At 40.4% G+C, this 17,762-nt stretch carries 17 protein-coding genes; 9 read left to right on the forward strand and 8 right to left on the reverse strand.

Annotation, left to right across the window (positions count from 1 at the left end):
• Positions 1-2: 2 nt before the first annotated feature.
• From E4N74_RS01800 to E4N74_RS01810, 3 genes are read right to left on the reverse strand one after another with little or no spacing between them, the layout of a single operon-like run.
• Positions 3-728 carry a glycerophosphodiester phosphodiesterase gene (locus tag E4N74_RS01800; protein ID WP_255818629.1) on the reverse strand — a complete coding sequence of 242 codons (726 nt, stop codon included), beginning with the start codon at positions 726-728 and terminating at the stop codon, positions 3-5.
• Between the two features lies 1 nt (position 729).
• Complete coding sequence (locus E4N74_RS01805; RefSeq protein ID WP_255818631.1) at positions 730-1,524, reverse strand: TPM domain-containing protein; 795 nt, start codon at positions 1,522-1,524, stop codon at positions 730-732.
• Between the two features lie 5 nt (positions 1,525-1,529).
• Positions 1,530-2,138, reverse strand: a complete 609-nt coding sequence (locus E4N74_RS01810; protein ID WP_044978802.1) for a LemA family protein — start codon at positions 2,136-2,138, stop codon at positions 1,530-1,532.
• 253 nt (positions 2,139-2,391) lie between these two features.
• On the opposite strand from E4N74_RS01810, the gene argS reads away from it, so the two are divergent.
• Positions 2,392-4,164 (forward strand): arginine--tRNA ligase, encoded by a 1,773-nt coding sequence (gene argS / locus E4N74_RS01815; RefSeq protein WP_255818632.1) that lies wholly within the window; start codon positions 2,392-2,394, stop codon positions 4,162-4,164.
• Positions 4,165-4,238: 74 nt separating this feature from the next.
• On the forward strand, positions 4,239-5,099 hold the full coding sequence (locus E4N74_RS01820; protein ID WP_255818633.1) for a ComFC family protein: 861 nt from the start codon (positions 4,239-4,241) through the stop codon (positions 5,097-5,099).
• A gap of 8 nt (positions 5,100-5,107) precedes the next feature.
• Here the strand turns inward: E4N74_RS01820 and radC are convergent, their stop codons facing one another.
• The 3 genes from radC to asnS are packed head-to-tail and all read right to left on the reverse strand — an operon-like array spanning position 5,108 to position 8,726.
• Complete coding sequence (radC, locus tag E4N74_RS01825; protein ID WP_044978805.1) at positions 5,108-5,785, reverse strand: RadC family protein; 678 nt, start codon at positions 5,783-5,785, stop codon at positions 5,108-5,110.
• 55 nt (positions 5,786-5,840) lie between these two features.
• Entirely contained in the window at positions 5,841-7,274 is a 1,434-nt protein-coding gene (locus tag E4N74_RS01830) for a D-alanyl-D-alanine carboxypeptidase family protein (RefSeq protein ID WP_255818634.1), read from the reverse strand.
• A 30-nt stretch (positions 7,275-7,304) separates the two neighbouring features.
• The gene (gene asnS / locus E4N74_RS01835) at positions 7,305-8,726 is read right to left on the reverse strand and encodes an asparagine--tRNA ligase (protein ID WP_255818635.1); all 1,422 of its coding nucleotides are present in this window, start codon (positions 8,724-8,726) and stop codon (positions 7,305-7,307) included.
• 139 nt (positions 8,727-8,865) lie between these two features.
• Between asnS and E4N74_RS01840 the strand changes: the two genes are divergently transcribed.
• The 4 genes from E4N74_RS01840 (at position 8,866) to E4N74_RS01855 (ending at position 13,225) form a co-directional block, all read left to right on the forward strand.
• Positions 8,866-10,641, forward strand: a complete 1,776-nt coding sequence (locus E4N74_RS01840) for a dihydroorotate dehydrogenase (RefSeq protein ID WP_255818637.1) — start codon at positions 8,866-8,868, stop codon at positions 10,639-10,641.
• A 94-nt stretch (positions 10,642-10,735) separates the two neighbouring features.
• A complete protein-coding gene (locus tag E4N74_RS01845; RefSeq protein WP_255818639.1) occupies positions 10,736-11,572 on the forward strand; it encodes a formate/nitrite transporter family protein in 837 nt (278 codons plus the stop codon).
• A 58-nt stretch (positions 11,573-11,630) separates the two neighbouring features.
• Positions 11,631-12,509, forward strand: coding sequence for an NAD(P)-dependent oxidoreductase (locus tag E4N74_RS01850; RefSeq protein ID WP_255818640.1), 879 nt, complete (start codon positions 11,631-11,633; stop codon positions 12,507-12,509).
• Positions 12,510-12,520: 11 nt separating this feature from the next.
• Positions 12,521-13,225, forward strand: a complete 705-nt coding sequence (locus tag E4N74_RS01855) for an orotate phosphoribosyltransferase (protein ID WP_255805966.1) — start codon at positions 12,521-12,523, stop codon at positions 13,223-13,225.
• A gap of 38 nt (positions 13,226-13,263) precedes the next feature.
• Here E4N74_RS01855 and E4N74_RS01860 read toward each other — a convergent pair whose 3' ends face one another.
• Together E4N74_RS01860 and E4N74_RS01865 are read right to left on the reverse strand one after the other, a co-directional pair.
• Positions 13,264-13,956: a TVP38/TMEM64 family protein gene (locus tag E4N74_RS01860; RefSeq protein ID WP_255818641.1), complete on the reverse strand. Its 693-nt coding sequence runs from the start codon at positions 13,954-13,956 to the stop codon at positions 13,264-13,266.
• Positions 13,957-14,123: 167 nt separating this feature from the next.
• The gene (locus E4N74_RS01865) at positions 14,124-14,984 is read right to left on the reverse strand and encodes a flagellin N-terminal helical domain-containing protein (protein ID WP_002677466.1); all 861 of its coding nucleotides are present in this window, start codon (positions 14,982-14,984) and stop codon (positions 14,124-14,126) included.
• A 264-nt stretch (positions 14,985-15,248) separates the two neighbouring features.
• Between E4N74_RS01865 and flgF the strand changes: the two genes are divergently transcribed.
• The 3 genes from flgF to E4N74_RS01880 all read left to right on the forward strand — a co-directional run bounded on the left by flgF (position 15,249) and on the right by E4N74_RS01880 (position 17,619).
• Entirely contained in the window at positions 15,249-16,061 is an 813-nt protein-coding gene (gene flgF, locus E4N74_RS01870; protein ID WP_255805969.1) for a flagellar basal-body rod protein FlgF, read from the forward strand.
• Between the two features lie 111 nt (positions 16,062-16,172).
• Positions 16,173-16,967 (forward strand): flagellar basal-body rod protein FlgG, encoded by a 795-nt coding sequence (flgG, locus tag E4N74_RS01875; RefSeq protein WP_255805970.1) that lies wholly within the window; start codon positions 16,173-16,175, stop codon positions 16,965-16,967.
• Between the two features lie 52 nt (positions 16,968-17,019).
• Entirely contained in the window at positions 17,020-17,619 is a 600-nt protein-coding gene (locus tag E4N74_RS01880) for a rod-binding protein (protein ID WP_044978814.1), read from the forward strand.
• Positions 17,620-17,762 lie beyond the last annotated feature (143 nt).

Genomic DNA, 17,762 nt, shown 5'->3' on the forward strand with positions numbered 1-17,762 from the left:
CTTTACAATAAAGCGGCAATTTTATCGGGATAATCCGTTATAATTGAATCCAGCCCCGTTCTTAAAACTTGAGAATAGTCCGTTTGGATCGAACCGAACCAAGCATTAACCCTAATGCCTTCATTATGAAGTTCATCTACAAATTCTTTTGTAAGCCTATATGCAGGAGGATGATAACATTCTATGCCATACTTCTTTAAGTAATCGGCCGGATGCAAATCCCAAGAATCAACTAAAAAGCCGCATACAAGAGAAGAATCTATCTTTTTCATCCTCAAAACACTTTCATGATTAAAAGAAGAAATAATACATTTGTCTTGCAGATTATATTTTTTTAAAAGAGCATATACGGTTTCCTCTATACCCGGATATTCAAAGACACCTGTCTTTAATTCAATGTTAGAAATAATATCCTTATCCTTTATAAAATCAAAATACTCTTCAAGACAAGGAATCTTTTCATCCAAAGGTTTTGAGCTTTTAAAATTTGCTGCGGCATTTATTTTTTTTAGCTCGGCAAAAGAAAAATCTTTTACAAAACCTGAAGCATTACATGTTCTATCCAACGCTTCATCATGAATGATAATAGGAACACCGTCAGAAGAAAGATGAACATCAAATTCTATACCGTCAACGCCTGAGTCCGCAGCTTTAGAAAAAGCAAGCATCGTGTTTTCAGGATACTTACTGCGGAAACCTCTATGTGCAAAATTAAGAGTTTTAAACATATTACCAACCTCCCGAAGCACCGCCTCCGCCGAAGCTGCCTCCGCCTCCTGAAAAGCCTCCGCCTGAAAAACCGCCTCCTGACGATCTTCCTATCGAACCGCCGAAAAAAGAACTTCTTGAAGATGATCTTCCGCTAAAAGGACGTCCGGCTCTGCCTCTTCGAGAAAGCAAGTAAAATATCCAAAAAAGCCCGCCCGGAGAAAATCTTGAAATTAAAATATAGACACAAATTAAAAACAATAAAACCGGAGGAAATCCGTCTTCATCATCTTCATCTGATGCATTGATTTCTTTTAAGAGGCTTTCATCTTCTGAGGCATAAGCCGCCATAGCCTTAAGCCCGTCATAAATTCCTTCACCGTAATTACCCGAACGGAACTGAGGGGCAATAATACTTCGGATGATTTGACCGCTTCGGGAATCGGTTAGATTTTCTTCAAGTCCATAACCTACTTCAATACGGAGTTTTTTATCGTTAACTGCAACAACTAAAATAGCTCCTGAGTCTTTTTCTTTAGAACCGAGCTTCCATTCTTCAGCAACCTGCATAGAATAATCTTCGATAGATTCGCCTTCTAAGGATGGAATTATCAGAACCGCTATTTGAATTTGAGACCTATTGTTTAAATCCAAAAGAAAATTTTCTATTTTTTCGGATTCGTCCCTCGAAAGGATTCCGGCTTTGTCAACCACAGGACCGGAAAGCGGAGGAACAGCTAAGCCGAAAGAATTAAAATTATAAAAGATAAAAAAGCATAAAACAATTATCTTTTTTAAGATTTTATCTTTTTGCATAATTTTTAGAAGTTTACCTTAGGAGCGGATGAGGCTTGATCATCAGCTTTAAAATAAGCCTTTTCCCTAAAACCGTTCATATTGGCAATAATAGAACGAGGAAATTGTCTTATATAAACATTGTATGATTGAACGGCTTCATTATATCTTTTTCGTTCAACGGCAATGCGGTTTTCGGTTCCTTCAAGCTGAGTTTGTAAATCCATAAAATTTTGATTTGCCTTTAACTCAGGATAGTTTTCGGTAATAACAAGTAAACGCTGTAAAGCCGCTCCAAGCTCGCTTTGGGCTTGTTGAAATTTTTCAAAGGATTCGGGATTATTTAAAACCTCATCTGAAACTTGCATAACACCGCCGGCCTTAGACCTTGCTTCTGCAATATCCGTAAAGACCTTTGCCTCATGGCTTGCGTAGCCTTTTACGGTATTTACCAAATTGGGAATTAAATCAAAACGCCTTTGATAAACATTTTCCACCTGGCTCCATGCAGACTTTACCTCTTCTTCTGCTTTAATAATAGAATTATATGTTCCTACAAAAAAATTATATAAGCCGAACGCTAAAACAAGAACAACAGCCAAAATAATTAATCCGGTTTTTAAACCCTTGCTCATAACAACTCCTGATAAAATATTAAAATAAGTTATATTTAATCTAACAAATTTTATATAAAAAAACAAGTAGAAGGCAATAATGCAAATTACAGTCTTCTATTTGTTTATAAATGCTTTTATATTTTTGCAGTTGCGAAAATAAGAAACAAAAAAACGACTGCTGAATTTTTCACCGCTTACTTTAACATAAAATTTTTACATTACCTTAACCCCGATTGAAAACTTTTAAAAAATCCGTTATACTCCGTATCTTATGGAAGATATTAAAACTACATGGCAAAAAATTATTGCCGAAACTTTAAACGATATAGCTCCCGAATCATGCGGTAAGATTTTGCCTGAACAGATAAATATGGAAACTCCTCCTAATCCTGAGATGGGAGATGTAGCCTTTCCTCTTTTCACATTTGCAAAGAGCTTTAAAGCCGCTCCGGCTAAGATTGCATCGGATGTTTGTGCCCGCATTTTACAAAACGAAGATATAAAAAAATACGGGAATCCTAAGGCGATTGGCCCTTATCTAAATATCTTTCTTGCCAAAGGGGATTTAGCCTCGAATGTTTTGGATAAGGTTTTAAAGGAAAAAGAAAATTACGGGAAAACTTCTTCTCTTTCAGGCAAAAGAATTATGGTTGAGTTTTCAAGCCCAAACACAAATAAGCCTCTTCACCTCGGCCATCTGCGTAACGATGCCTTGGGTGAAAGTATTTCGCGTATTTTAAAATTTTGCGGGGCCGATGTTTTTAAGGTAAACATTATAAACGATCGGGGCGTTCATATCTGTAAGTCCATGATAGCCTATCAAAAATTCGGCGAAGGAAAAACTCCCGAAAGCGAAAACATAAAGTCTGACCGCTTTGTCGGGGATATGTATGTTGCTTTCCATAAATACAGTCAGGAAAATCCCGAAAAGGCAGAAGCCGAGGCAAAGCAGATGCTTTTGGATTGGGAAGCCGGAGAGAACAAAGCTCTTATCGATCTTTGGAAGAAAATGAATGGCTGGGCGATAGACGGTATTAAGGAAACCTACAAGAGGATGGGCATCTCTTTTGATAAACTTTATTTTGAAAGCGAAACTTATTTAAAAGGAAAGGATCAGATATTAAAAGGTTTGGAGGCCGGAGTTTTTTATAAAGAAGAGGACGGTTCCGTTTGGGTTGACCTTTCTCCAATCAAGCTCGACAAAAAAGTATTGCTGAGAAGCGACGGAACCTCTCTTTATATGACTCAGGACATAGGTACGGCAATTTCCCGCCACAAGGATTGGCCTTTTAATCAGCTGATCTATGTTGTAGGAAACGAACAGGAATATCACTTTAAGGTTCTTTTTTATGTTTTAAAACAGCTCGGCTTTGAATGGTCTGACGACCTCTATCATCTTTCTTACGGAATGGTAAACCTGCCTGAAGGAAAAATGAAAAGCCGCGAAGGTACGGTTGTGGATGCCGATGACCTTATCAATTCTTTGCAAGATGAGGCCTTAAAAAAAATTGAAGAAAACGGAAGAGAAAAGGAAGTGGGCGATGCCTCAGCTGCTGCCGAAAACATTGCCGTCGGAGCCCTGCATTATTTTCTTTTACAGGTAAGCCCTAAAAAGGATATGCTTTTTAATCCTAAAGAGTCCCTTTCTTTTACCGGAAACACAGGCCCCTATCTTCAATACATGGGTGCAAGAATTTCTTCTATTTTAAGAAAGGCCGAAACAGCCGAAGGCAAAGAAAAGTTAAAGAACGGAAAACTCAATGCTTCTCTTTTGACAACTGAATCCGAATGGGAACTGTTAAAGACCTTAGAAGACTTCCCTGAACAAGTTGAACGGGCGGCCTTGCGTAAAGATCCGAGTGCCCTTACAGCTTATCTTTATGAGCTTTCAAAGGCATTCAGCCGCTTCTACAGGGATTGCCCCATTCTTTCGGGAGAAAATGCCGACCTTTCCTATACAAGAATGGAATTGGCAAGGGCTACAAAGATAGTGCTTCAAAATGCAATGAACTTGGTGCTCATTCCCTTTATGGAAGTAATGTAAACTTTTTATAAATTATTTTTTTAAAATTACTAAACGATTTATAAAATTATGATAATACTAATAGGAGTATTATCATGATAAAAAAAATTAAACTAAGAGCTTTGACTTATCTGCGGAATATTTATGCCCGGATAATTTGTCCGCAAGTTTGTTTCTTTTGCGGGGAAGAAACGGGAACAGGTATTCCGTTGTGCAGCAAATGTTTACAAAAAGAAATTACCGAGCCTGTTTTGTTCCGGCTTAAAAATCCTGAAAAGTTTTGTTCATCTTGCGGAAAAATTTTGATTTCCGAAAAAGAGCTTTGCACGGGGTGCAGGGCTAAATTAAGAGAAAAAGAAAATCTAAGAACAGAAGAAAGGGAAAAGACCGAAAAGAGAAAGGAAGATAGTACAAAACCGATTTCCGTTCAATCCGATTTTCTCAAAAAGGTTTACACCATCTATCCTTACAAGGGCAGGGGTGGAGAAGTTTTGCGTTTATGGAAAAATCAAAACATGCGGGGCTTTGCAGGAATCTATGCTTCTGCCCTTGCTTCCTTTATCGAAGGGGTGCCTGAACTTCAACATATTCCGATGGTGCCGGTTCCGCCCCGTCCTAAAAAGATTAAAACCAAGGGCTGGGATCAAATAGAAGATATGTCTCTTTATTTGGAACATATTTATAATCTTCCAATCTTGCGTTGTTTAAAGCGAAGGGACGGGGCTTCTCAAAAAAGTCTTTCCAAAGAAAAACGGGCAAGCAATCTAAAAGGAAAGATCTTTTTAAAAAGGCAAAGATCCTTTTTAAAATCGAAAAACTCAAAACAACCTTTACCGGAAAAGCTCATAATCTTAGACGATGTTATGACTACAGGAGCAACCCTTAACTTTTGTGCGGAGGCATTAAAAGAGGGAGGCTGCAAAGAAGTGATCGGCCTCTGTCTCTTTTTTGATTAAGCACCTTTTTAAATATCGAACCTTGTTCCGCTTTGTACAAAGCTGAAAAAATTTCCGTTAGGTACTAAGATTATATGATCCAAAAGTTTGATGCCTAAGATTTTTCCGGCCTCGTAAAGGCGCCTTGTCAATTCCATATCTTCTTTTGAGGGCTCCAAATTTCCCGAAGGATGATTATGGGCTGCAATTATTGAAGCTGCCCTGTCTTTTAAAGGGTCGGAATACACTTCACGGGGATGCACAATTGTTCGATTGATAGTCCCGACGCTTACAACACGGGTTGCAATAATTTCGTTTGCTCCGTTTAAGGAGATGCAGATAAAATGTTCCTGATTCCTGTCGGCGTAGTGCTGTAAAAGCGGAACTACATCTGTCGGGTGTGAAATAGTGCGGCTCTTGTTGTCATAATACCTTCTTCCCAATTCCATAGCAGCAAGTATTGTTGCTATTTTTGAATCCCCCATCCCGCGGATAGAACGCAGATAGCCCTCAATTTTTTCAGGCTTTGCCCTATCGATGTGCAGAATAATATCATCGGCCAACTCTTTTACGGGTTTATCCTTAATACCTGTGCGTAAAAGAATGGCCACCAAATCAGAGTCGCTTAAATTTTGAGGCCCGTACTCTAAAAGCCTTTCCCTCATATCGGGTTTGTCCGTATTGGACGAATTTTTATAGTCTATCATCAATTATGTTATATGTATTATTTGAAATATTTAGTACTTTTTATAAAATTATCGATTAAAGTTTTTGATAAAATCCGTCTATAAATTTTCTAAAAGCGGAGCCTTCTTTTATATCGATTGGGCAGATAAGAGGAATGGTCTTTAGCACAATGTCTGATTCTTTTATACGGTATTCAAGTGTTCCTATTTGCTGACCTGCAAAAAGGGGCGCTCTTATTGAATCGGGTAAAGTTATAACCTGTTCTATATGCCGCTCATCGTGTTTAAATACCGTAAGATAGTCTTGCGAAAAGGCCTCATCGGCGAGGAGAGGTATAAAGGCAGAAGTCTTAGGAGCGAGGTTTGAACCTAGGACGCTTACACTTCTTCTAATTTTGTTGTGCTCCCTTATGTCGAAACTTGTAAAATTATCGAATGCAAAATTCATAAGTTTGATGGAATTTTTTTCCCGTGTGGAAATCCCATCATCAAAATTTTTCCATTTTCCTCCTAAGATAACTGCAATAAAACGCTCTCCGTTTTTTTGAGCCGTAAGCGAAATATTAAAACCGGACTCGTAGATAAAGCCGGTCTTTAAACCGTCACAGCCTTCTATTTTTTTTAGGAGGGTATTGGTAGCCGGCTTAATTTGAAACTGCTTTAAACCGGCGGAATTCTTTTTGATAAGATTATGTTTTTGAGGATAGTTGATTGAACTAACCGAATGAAACTTTTTTAAGTTTTCAGGATATTGTTTTAAATAGTGAAGGGAAAATAAGGCAAAGTCCCTTGCCGTGGTTTGATCTTTTTCGCTTAAGCCCGAAGAATCCTCAAAGCGGGTGGATCTTAGTCCCATCTTCTTAACGGCCTCGTTCATTTTGAACGTAAACTTTTTAAGACTTCCTTCCGTAAGCAGGGCAGCTGCAAGGGCTGCATCATTGCCCGAACAAACAGCCATTCCCCTTATCAACTCTTTTACGCTTAAACTTTGATTTTCTCCCAAGCCCATCCAAGCCGCTCCTTTTGGAAGAAAAATTGCCCAAGCCTCCTTAGGCGGAAAAACGATCTTTTCCAAATCTTTAAACTCAGGCTTTTGAAGCATGGTATAAATTGTTACCAGCTTTGTAAGGGAAGCCGGAGGGATTATTTTATCGGCATTGTATTCGGCTAAAATCGTTCCGGTTTTTGCGTGAATAAGAATGTAGGACTCGGCATCGATTTTAGGTAATTCTATTTTTTTGGCCGAGGGGTTAATATTAGAAGACGATGATTTTACGGGCAAAAAATTTTCTATGGAATTAAGGGGCGGAAAGTCTGAGTTAATCTTATGCTGCCTGTAAAAGGCTTCAAGCGCCGCTTTTTTTTCCTCTTGTGAAATCTCAATGGGCTTTGCTTTTTTTAATTCCGAAACATGAAAAAAAACAAAACCTGCAAAGCTCAAAACACAAAAAAACACAGCAGCAAAAAGAACAAAAATAAATTTTATAATTCCTTTTGTGCCGTGTTTCATTTTTTTTAAGGTCTTAATTTTTAGTAAGAGTTAAAACTCTGCCGACTTTGGTGCCCGCGGGAAGGGGATAACATCCCTTATGTTTGCCATACCCGTAACATATAGGAGGAGACGCTCAAAGCCGAGCCCGAAGCCCGAATGAGGAACCGTACCGTATCGGCGGAGGTCAAGGTACCACCAATAGTCTTCTTCCCTTAAACCCAATTCCTTAATTCGCCCTTGTAAAATATCGAGGTTTTCTTCTCTTTGGGAGCCTCCGATTATTTCGCCCAAGCCCGGTACAAGTACGTCCATTGCCCGCACGGTTTTTCCGTCCTCGTTTAACTTCATATAAAAGGATTTAATCTCCTTGGGATAGTTTGTAACTATTATCGGCCCCTTATACACTTCCTCGGTCAAAAATCTTTCATGCTCGCTCTGGAGGTCGCAGCCCCAATAGGGCTTAAACTCAAAGCGGTCAACGTGCTTTTCAAGTTCGGTTATAGCCTCAGTGTAGGTAAGGCGTGTAAAGGGTGTGTTTACGACATTTTTGAGCATCTCGATAAGCCCTTTTTTGATTCTTGAATCAAAAAAGGCCAAATCCTCTTTGCATTTTTCCAAGGCCCATTTTAAAAGGTAGACGATAAAATCTTCTGCCAGCTCCATGTTTTCTTTTATGGTAAAAAAGGACATTTCGGGTTCTACCATCCAAAATTCTGCAAGGTGGCGGCTTGTGTTCGAGTTTTCCGCTCTGAAGGTCGGGCCGAAGGTGTAAATTCGAGAAAGAGCCGTTGCATAGGCTTCTCCTTCAAGCTGGCCTGAAACGGTCAGGTTAGCCTGCTTGCCGAAAAAATCTTGAGAATAATCTATTTTAAAAGAATCGGGATCCTTTTTTTCTCTTAAAGCTTTTTTTACCGTTTCTTCTATATCGAAGGTCGTAACATGGAACATTTCGCCTGCACCCTCGCAGTCCGAGCCGGTAATAATAGGCGTATGCACATATTGAAAACCTCTTTCATTAAAAAAGGTGTGAATCGCATAGGCCATCTGGCTCCTCACGCGTGCAACAGCCCCGAAGGTATTGGTACGGGCTCTCAAGTGAGCCGTTTCTCTTAAAAATTCCATGCTATGACGCTTTTTTTGTAAAGGATATTTTTCCTGATCAGCCTCACCGAAAATATGGATATTATTAGCCTGAAGTTCAACACTTTGCCCTGCCGCAGGGGAGGGAACGAGATTACCTGAAACCTTTACCGAAGCTCCGGTACCGGCTTTTTTTAAGAGAGCTTCAGTATTATTATCGAGACCGGTATCCCTGTCAAATGCTGCCTGAATGGAGGCAAAACAAGAGCCGTCATTGATCTCAATAAAAACCAAATTCTTGGTTTCCCGCTTTGTGCGAACCCAGCCGTAAACATCGATTGCTTGGCCTTTCGGTTCGGAGGTTAAAATATCTTTAATTAAATGTATCATAATAGGTATATTATATGTCAAATTCCGATTCTGTCAAGCAATTAAATTTTTATTAAATTTTTATTCTATTGACCGCTCCTATTCAATGTGATAAAATTACATGAATATCAATAGATAGAAAAATCGGCAAGGAGGGGAAATGAAAAACAAGGCTGAAATAATACAAAAAATTAAAAATGCAGGGCTTGCAGCGAGGGAAGGAAGGGCGGAGCCTTTACTTGCAACCGTTTCAGGTGTTCTTTCTACAAAACCTAATTTGATAAGATATTGCGCCGATGAGCTGGGTTTCGGCCTTGTTACCACAAAGAGTTTTCAAGTGCTGCCTAATCCGGGAAACCGCGAACCCATCCTTTGTGAGCCCGAACTGGGCTGTTTCGGCAATTCTGTGGGCTTGCGTAACTGCGGAATGGAACAGGCCGTAAAAGAGCTAAAAGAGCTCCGCTCCTCATGGAAAACCGATTCTATTTTAAACGTTTCCCTTTCGGCCTCAAATCCCGAAGATTTTATCAGCCTTGTGAAGGGCTTTGAAGAATTAGCCGACTGCTTTGAGCTTAATTTTTCATGTCCCCATGCTTCGGCAGGCTTCGGTGCCTCCATAGGCTGCGACCCTGCGATTGCCTCAGAATACGTAAAGGCGATAAAAAAAGCCAACCCTGATTGTGCCGTGCCGATTTTTGTAAAACTTACCCCCAATGTTGAAGATATAGGAGCCATAGCTTCCGCCGTAATCGAATCCGGGGCAGACGGCATAACGGCTATCAACACTGTAGGCCCCACGGTTTACATTGAACCCCATTCGGGAAAGCCCATCTTACAAAATAAACTCGGCGGAAAGGGCGGCATGAGCGGCAAATGGGTGTTTCCAAGGGCTTTAGAATGTATCGGGCAAATACGGAAGGCTGTAGGAGAAGAAATTCCTATAATCGGAATGGGCGGCGTTATGACAGGCTCTCAAGCAGCCGAACTCATCAAAGCGGGTGCCGATATAATAGGCATAGGCTCTGCCTGCGGTATGCTTGAGCAGGATGATTTAAAGCCGTTTTTTCAAAACCTTGCCTCAGATGCTCTAAACTGCATACGCGGAAAAGAAACCGACAAAACTTTCTCCTTTTTGCGCAAAAACAAGGCCTTGGAGTATGAAGCTAAAACCATCGTAAAAATCGAAAAAGAAAGTGAAGATATTATAATCATTACCCTAAACGGAAAATGTAAATTCGAAGCCGGTCAATTTGTGTTTTTATGGATTCCCGAAGTTGGAGAAAAGCCCTTCTCCCTTGCGGAAGCCGATCCTATAAGCCTTATAATAAAAAAACGCGGTCCATTTACCGAAGCTCTTTTTAAACTAAAAGAAGGGGATACAATCTATATGAGGGGGCCTTACGGCAAAGGAATAAGGCCGCCTAAAACCGAAAATGCCCTTTTAATTGCCGGCGGAACAGGAGTTGCAGTATTACCGGCTCTTGCAAAGCGCCTAAAAAAACAGGGAACTTTAATTTCTACCTATGTGGGAACTTCCGAAGAAATTAGAAAAAAGGGACCCAACGGCATCGAAAAAATTCTAATCGAATGCGGAGCATATAAAAAGATAGCCGACAAGGGCGTTATCGGCAGGGTTTTAAATCAATTCCAAAAAGACATTATTGAAAAAAATACAGGTCTTCCCATTCGGTCTAAGTCTGAAAATATCTCAAAGCCGGAATTCTTTGCCGCTTATCTGGTAGGCCCTATGATATTTATGCGCCGTGCTTCAGAAATCCTTTTAAAATTGGGAGTCCGAAAGCCTCAGATTTTTATGTCATTAGAGATGAATACGATGTGCGGTGTGGGAATTTGCGGAGAGTGTTCTTGCGGAAACATCTTAACCTGTAAAAAAGGAACCTTTGTAAGTTTGGATAGGATTGATAATTTTTATTAAATTGCTCAAAATAATCCGTTATAGGACACATTACAGCAAAACGATTGAAAACTAAAGTGTTCTATGATATAATCTGCATATAAGGGATAAAGTTATGTCTGAAAAAATGTATTGTGATCCGGCCGAGATTTTGGAAGTAACGGTACAAAAGGGTATTGTAAAGGCTTCGACTCCTGTGTGGAAGCTTCTTTGCTTAGGATTTTTAGCAGGGGTTTTTATTGCTTTTGCTTCGGAAGGCTCCAATATGGCTGCCTGCGGGCTTTTTGCAAAACCTGAAACTTACGGGCTTGGAAAATTCGTTGCAGGGCTTATCTTTCCTGTAGGCCTTATCTTGGTGCTCCTTGCCGGAGCCGAGCTTTTTACGGGAAATAATTTAATCATTGCAGCCGTTTTAGAAAAAAAAGTAAGTCTTACTGCAATGCTTAAAAACTGGATTGCCGTTTATATCGGGAATCTTATAGGTTCTGTTTTTATTGCTTTTTTGATTGTACAAAGCGGACAGCTTTCAAGCGGAGCAAGCCTTTTGAGCGGAATTACCGTAAAGATTGCTTACGGTAAAGTTTCTCTTTCTTTTGTGCAGGCAGTTTTTTTAGGAATCATGTGTAATTGGCTGGTTTGCCTTGCAGTCTGGCTTTGCTATGGTGCTAAGGATATGACCGGAAAAATGCTTGCCGCTTTTTTCCCGATTTGGCTTTTTATAACTTCAGGTTTTGAGCACAGTGTTGCAAACATGTATTATATCCCCGCAGGGATTTTCTCGAAAAGCGTTCCGGCCTATGCTGCCGCTTCCGGTCTTTCAGCCGAGGCTCTTTCAAATATAAATTGGGCTGCTTTTTTTATAAAGAATTTAATGCCCGTTACCATCGGGAACATAATAGGCGGAGCCTTTTTTGTCGGAATGTTTTATTGGATTTGCTATAAGAAAAAATAATTTTTTTCGGAAGTTTCTGCTTCCTGCAAAAAATTTTTATTAAGGGAGACTTTAAATTATGAAGGTTGAAAATTGCGATGCGGGCTTTATAGGCCTTGGAGTTATGGGAAAAAGCATGGCCGAAAGATTAAGAGCGGCCGGTGCTAGGATGCATGTTTTTACACGCACAAAAAAATCCGCTGAAGAGATTCTTTCAAAGGGGGCTGTTTGGTATGACGACCCGGCAAGCCTTGCTCCCAATTGTAAAATTATTTTTACCATAGTAGGCTATCCGCAAGACGTTGAAGAAATATATTTAGGAGAAAAGGGTTTATTAAAAACCGCAAAGCCCGGAACGATTTTTGCGGATATGACAACCTCAAGCCCGATTTTGGCAAAAAAGATTTATGATGAAGCAAAGAAAAAGGGCTGTTTTTCTGTAGATGCTCCCGTTTCAGGCGGAGATATAGGGGCTAAAAACGGCACCCTCTCGATTATGGCAGGCGGAGATGAAAAAGCCTTTAAGGAGTTGGAGCCTTTTTTTGCCTGTATGGGGAAGACTTGGGCCCTTCAAGGAGGTGCAGGGGCAGGGCAGCACACTAAGATGGCAAACCAAATAGCCGTAGCCGCAAACCTTTTCGGCACGGTCGAGGCTGTCTGCTATGCCGAGGCTGCAGGCCTTGATCCTCAAAAAATGCTTTCGGCTATCGGGGGCGGTGCTGCAGGAAGCTGGCAGATTTTAAACAACGGGCCTAAAATGCTTAAAAAAGATTTTGCGCCGGGCTTTTATGTTAAACACTTTTTAAAGGATTTAAACATAACCTTAAATGTTGCAAAAGAACTCAAACTGCGTATTCCCGTTTTGGAGCTTGCACAAAACTTTTTTAACAAGATGAATGAAGAAGGTTATTCCGAAAAAGGAACTCAAGCCATCTATGAATACTATAAGACTATCTAAAGGAAAATTTTATGCACAAAGATGAAAAGAAAATTGCAGAGGTTCAAAAAAAATATGGACCGCTTTTGGCTAAAACGGCTTTTGAACTAGGGGCTTTAAAACTATCTCCTGCCGATCCATTTACTTGGGCATCAGGCTACCGTATGCCCATTTATAATGATAACCGCCGTTTTTTAGCCCTGCCTGAGATGCGCCGTACTATAGCCGAAGCCTTTGCAGAGCTTTTAAAAGCGGTTGATTTTGACCCCGACTGGCTTGCAGGAACCGCTACGGCAGGAATTCCCCATTCAGTAAGTTTGGGAGACCTCTTGCAAAAAAGCGTTTCCTATGTACGCTCAGGCGGAAAAGATCACGGCCTAAAAAATCAGATTGAGGGCTTGGGCGCTAATGCGGATTATAAAGGAGCCGGTGTACTTGTTGTTGAGGACTTAATTTCAACAGGGGGAAGCTCCATCAAGGCTGTTGAGGCTGTGCGTAATGCAAACGGAAATGTTCCATTTTGTTTTGCTATCTTTTCTTACGGATTTGCAGAAGCCGAAAAAGCCTTTGCCGAATTAGCTCCGCCCTGTATTCCCGTAACTATTTTAGATTACGATATCATGCTGAATGAGGCCGTAAGGCAAAATTACATAAGCGAAGAAAATAAAAAGAGCCTTGCCGAATGGAGGCTCGATCCCTTCGGCTGGGGCGAAAAGCGGGGCTTTCCCAAGGTCTGATATTTTTTTAAGATATTTTTTAGTGGCCGTAAAAAAACTTAGCTTTTTTTACGGCTATTTAGTTTGTTAAAAATTAAAACTCCTGCAAAGGCCGCTATGCTCCCTATCAAAAACACTGCAAGTGCAAGCCCCGTGTTTTTTTGGGCTAAACTTTTTCCTGTTATAGTTGACGCTAATATAGCCGGAAAACGGGCAAGAGTACTTAGTATGAGCCATTCGCTTAAACGTATAGGTGTAAGCCCTGCCATGTAGGTTAATAAGTCCTTAGGTGTTCCCGGAATTAAAAAAACGATAAAAACTATGAGGTGGAGTCTTTTTTTGTTTTTAAATATTTTTATGGATTCTATTTTTTCGGGAGAAAAGAAAATTTCTATTGCCGCTTTGCCGAATTTTTTTACAAATAAAAAAATTAAAATACTTGCGGCTGCTATTCCTGTCAATGATACTAAGGCTCCCTCTACCGCTCCAAAAGCATAGCCTGCTCCTATTTCGAAGGGGCCTCCCGGTATTACCGCAACTACTACTTGCAAAAAAACGGCAGCCATAAAAAATATTCGGCTCGAAAAAGGATGAGATTCAACATAGGCATGTACTTTTTCTGCATCCATAAGAAATTTTATAAGAGGCTGTCCCCAAAAAAAATATAGAAAGATGCTTAAACACAAAAGAAAAATTATTAAGCCTATAGTAATGATTTTCCGCCATTTATCGGTTAGTTTTCTTTTTTTCATTTTAGAATTTTTATAAGTTCATCTTAAATTTTATATCTTACTATACTAAAAACAAAAAGAATAGACAATACGGAATTTATAAAAAACTGAATTTTTTTAAAGTTATTAAGTAGATAATAAAAAAGCGGTTCTTTTTAGAACCGCTTTTCCGTCAAACTGTTTACAGCTTACCTTAACAAGGTCATGACACTCTGAGTTGCCTGATTTGCCTGTGCAAGCATTGCCGTACCGGACTGTGTGAGAATCTGGTTTTTGGTATAATCTACCATCTCCTTAGCCATATCTACGTCACGGATTCGTGATTCGGAGGCTTGGAGGTTTTCTGCTGCGATATTGATACCTACAACAGTGAGTTCGAGTCTGTTTTGGTATGCACCAAGGTCGGCTCTTTGCTTGTTGATTTTCTTGATAGCTTCATCAAGGGTACCGATAGCGCGGTTAGCTGTTTCGGGTGTATCGATAGTCATAATCGATTCATCCCCGACATTGCGAACGCCGAGAGCCTTAGCTGTCATTGTTCCAATGTAAGCTCTTGTTCTCTGATCCATGTTGGCACCGATGTGGAACCACATAGAAGCAGTTACGGTGTTTTCTCCGGTTTCTTGAGCAAACCTTCCGGTAAGCATATTCATACCGTTAAACTGTGCGTGGCTTGCAATTCGGTCTACTTCAGCGATGAGCTGAGATACTTCAACCTGAATGTACAATCTGTCTTCTGCCGAGTAAATACCGTTGGAAGACTGAACGCTGAGCTCGCGGATTCTCTGGATAACATCTGTAGTTTCCTGAAGGAAAGCTTCTGCAACTTGAATAAAAGAAATGCCGTTTTGTGCGTTGGCACTTGCTTGGTTCAAACCGCGGATTTGGCTTCTCATTTTTTCTGATACGGCCAAACCGGATGCATCATCGCCCGCTCGGTTAATACGTAAACCTGAAGAAAGTTTTTCTATGTTTTTTTGGTTCATCAAATTGGTGTGACCCAATGTCCTCTGTGAAAACATAGCGCTCATGTTGTGATTAATGATCATATTCCTACTCCTTTGGTGATTTTCGGCAATTTTAAAATTCCCGCGGCATCCCTGCCGATATGTCATTTCCGGATCCTCTGTCTTTCCGCAGAAGACGGAAGCACATTAAAATTTAAGCTGTGCTTATTTCATTTATCGGAGAACTAAAAAAAGACTTAAGAAAAAAGTTAGGATTTTTTATCCAACGGAATCCTGCAAAAATTTTATATTCCTTTTTCTAAAAAAAAAATTTACAATGCCGAAAATCATATAAGAGGTGGTTATATGGTAAGAGGTTGGTATACTGCGGCGAGCGGAATGCTTGCTCAGCAGCGTCAGTTGGATGTTATTTCAAATAATTTAGCTAACTTGGATACGACCAGTTTTAAAAGAGATGTTTCCGTTCAAAAGTCTTTTCCCGAATTGCTTTTAAGAAGGCTGAATGATGACGGTGTAATAAAAAATCCATTCGGTTCATCGGATATAGCCCCTATTATAGGAAAACTTGGGCTCGGCGTTGAAACTAACGAGATATTTACCGAGTTTGAGCAGGGCTCTTTAAAACAGACAAGCTCTCCGGCCGATTTAGCCTTGGAAGGGCAGGGCTTTTTTGCCGTTGAAACACCTTACGGAGAAAAGTATACTCGAAACGGAAATTTCATGGTCGGAGTTGAAGGCTATCTTATGACCAAGGAAGGCTATCCGGTTATGGGAGAAAATGGCCGCATCTTTTTACAGGACATGGAATATAAGATCAACCAAGACGGACAAATCTATGTACGCCCGATTACCGCACCCGAAAGCGATTCCGTTTATCTGGACCGTTTAAAAATAGTGGAATTTGAAAACGATAGATATTTAAGCAAAAACGGAACAAGCTTTTATTTGGATACACCTCTTTCAGGAAAAGCCATTGCTGCCGAGGGACCGTCACGTCCCGTTGTAGTGCAGGGCTTTATCGAGGCTTCCAATGTAAATGTCGTAAACGAAATGGTTAGAATGATAGAAGTAAACAGGGCCTATGAGGCCAATCAAAAATCCATTCAGGCCGAAGATACAATGATGGCCAAACTATGGAACGAAGCAGTTAAAAAATAAAGGTTAAAAGGTAGGAGTTAGGATAAACAGTTCGGCAGAAATTCAGCCTCACTGTTTATCTACGAGTTTTGTGCTTTGCACAAAACATCGTGTTATTATAGGAGTTAAATTATGGTTAGAAGTTTATGGACGGCCGCAACAGGCATGAACACTCAACAGGCAAACATCGACACGGTTGCAAACAACTTGGCAAACGTAAATACAAGCGGTTTTAAAAAGCAGAGAGCGGAATTTGAAGACCTCATCTATCAGACGGTAAAAACTGCCGGTACGCCTGCTACAGAGGATACGATTACTCCGGTAGGAGTTCAGATGGGACACGGTGCAAGGCTTGCCGCTACCCAAAGAATATTTGAACAAGGGTCCTTGCAAAATACGGGTGTAACAAGCGATATAGCTATTCAGGGTGAAGGTTTTTTTAGAGTTCTTCAATATGACGGAACCTATGCTTATACAAGGGACGGTTCCTTTAAGATTGATAGAGACCGCCAGCTTGTAACCTCAAACGGTTTACGCGTTTTGCCTGAAATCATTTTCCCCGAAGGCTATCGGGAGAATACTATTGCCGTTAGCAGGGACGGCCGTGTTACAGTTAAGGTCGGCGATATAGACGATCCTATCGAAGTAGGCCAGATAGAGCTTTACCGCTTCCAGAACAATGCTGGTCTTTCAGCCGAGGGTACTAACCTTTTTAGGCAGACCCCTGCCTCAGGTACGGCTATTCCGGGGCGCCCCGGGTTTACCGGCTTCGGAAGCACCGAGCACAAGTTTTTGGAAATGTCAAATGTTTCTACCGTAAGCGAAATGGTAAACATGATTGTAGCTCAAAGAGCTTACGAGTTTAATTCGAAAGCTATCCAGACAAGCGATAATATGCTTGGTACTGCGGTAAGTTTAAAGCGATAGTTTTTAGTTAATTCTTAAAGATAATTTTTAATTAAGGCTTGGGAGGGAAGAAATGGAAGTAAACAAAATAGGAACAAATCAAGCGGGCAGGGAAGAGGTAAAAAATTCTTTGATAAATAAAAATGAAATCCCTGCATCGGCAAAACCTCAACAAAATTTTACTCAAATGCTTGAAGCTCTTAGAGGTTCTGAAAGAGCGTCTTCCATTATTTCCAATATTCAGGGCGAAAACTCTGCTTCCGTCTCAGGCTTAAAAACAGGCCAATCGGAAGCCCTCTTTGATACCCGCCTCCCCGGCGATATTTTAAAATCGATGAAAATAGAAAATCCCGTTCCGGCCGACACCCACAGGGAGGTTCAGGGCATGGCCTCCTCCTTTGGAAAATCCGGCGAGACGGTTCATTCAAAATATTCGATTGACAGGACGAGTAAGCTTTACGAACAAGCCCTTGAGTTTGAATCCTATTTTGTAAAAATAATGCTCGACTCTATGAGGAATACTTTGACAGGTAAAACTCTTGCAGGAGACGAATCTTTTGCAGGTAAGATGTACCAAGACATGATGTATGACGAACTCGGCCGCAGCATGACCAAAAATGCCGGCTTCGGCCTCGCCGATCAAATCTATCTGGAACTTTCAGGCAAAGGCTAAAATCGGTAATGAGTAATTACACTAAAAATTTCCGATTGGATACTGCTTTATAGCCGTGTTATTCTTCAAAGGGGATAATTAAAATTACCGATAAGAAAAATTAAGCAATATTTTTTCTATTTTATTCCTATGTTGTAAGAGTA

This window comes from Treponema putidum (assembly GCF_024401155.1).
Lineage (GTDB): Bacteria > Spirochaetota > Spirochaetia > Treponematales > Treponemataceae > Treponema_B > Treponema_B putidum.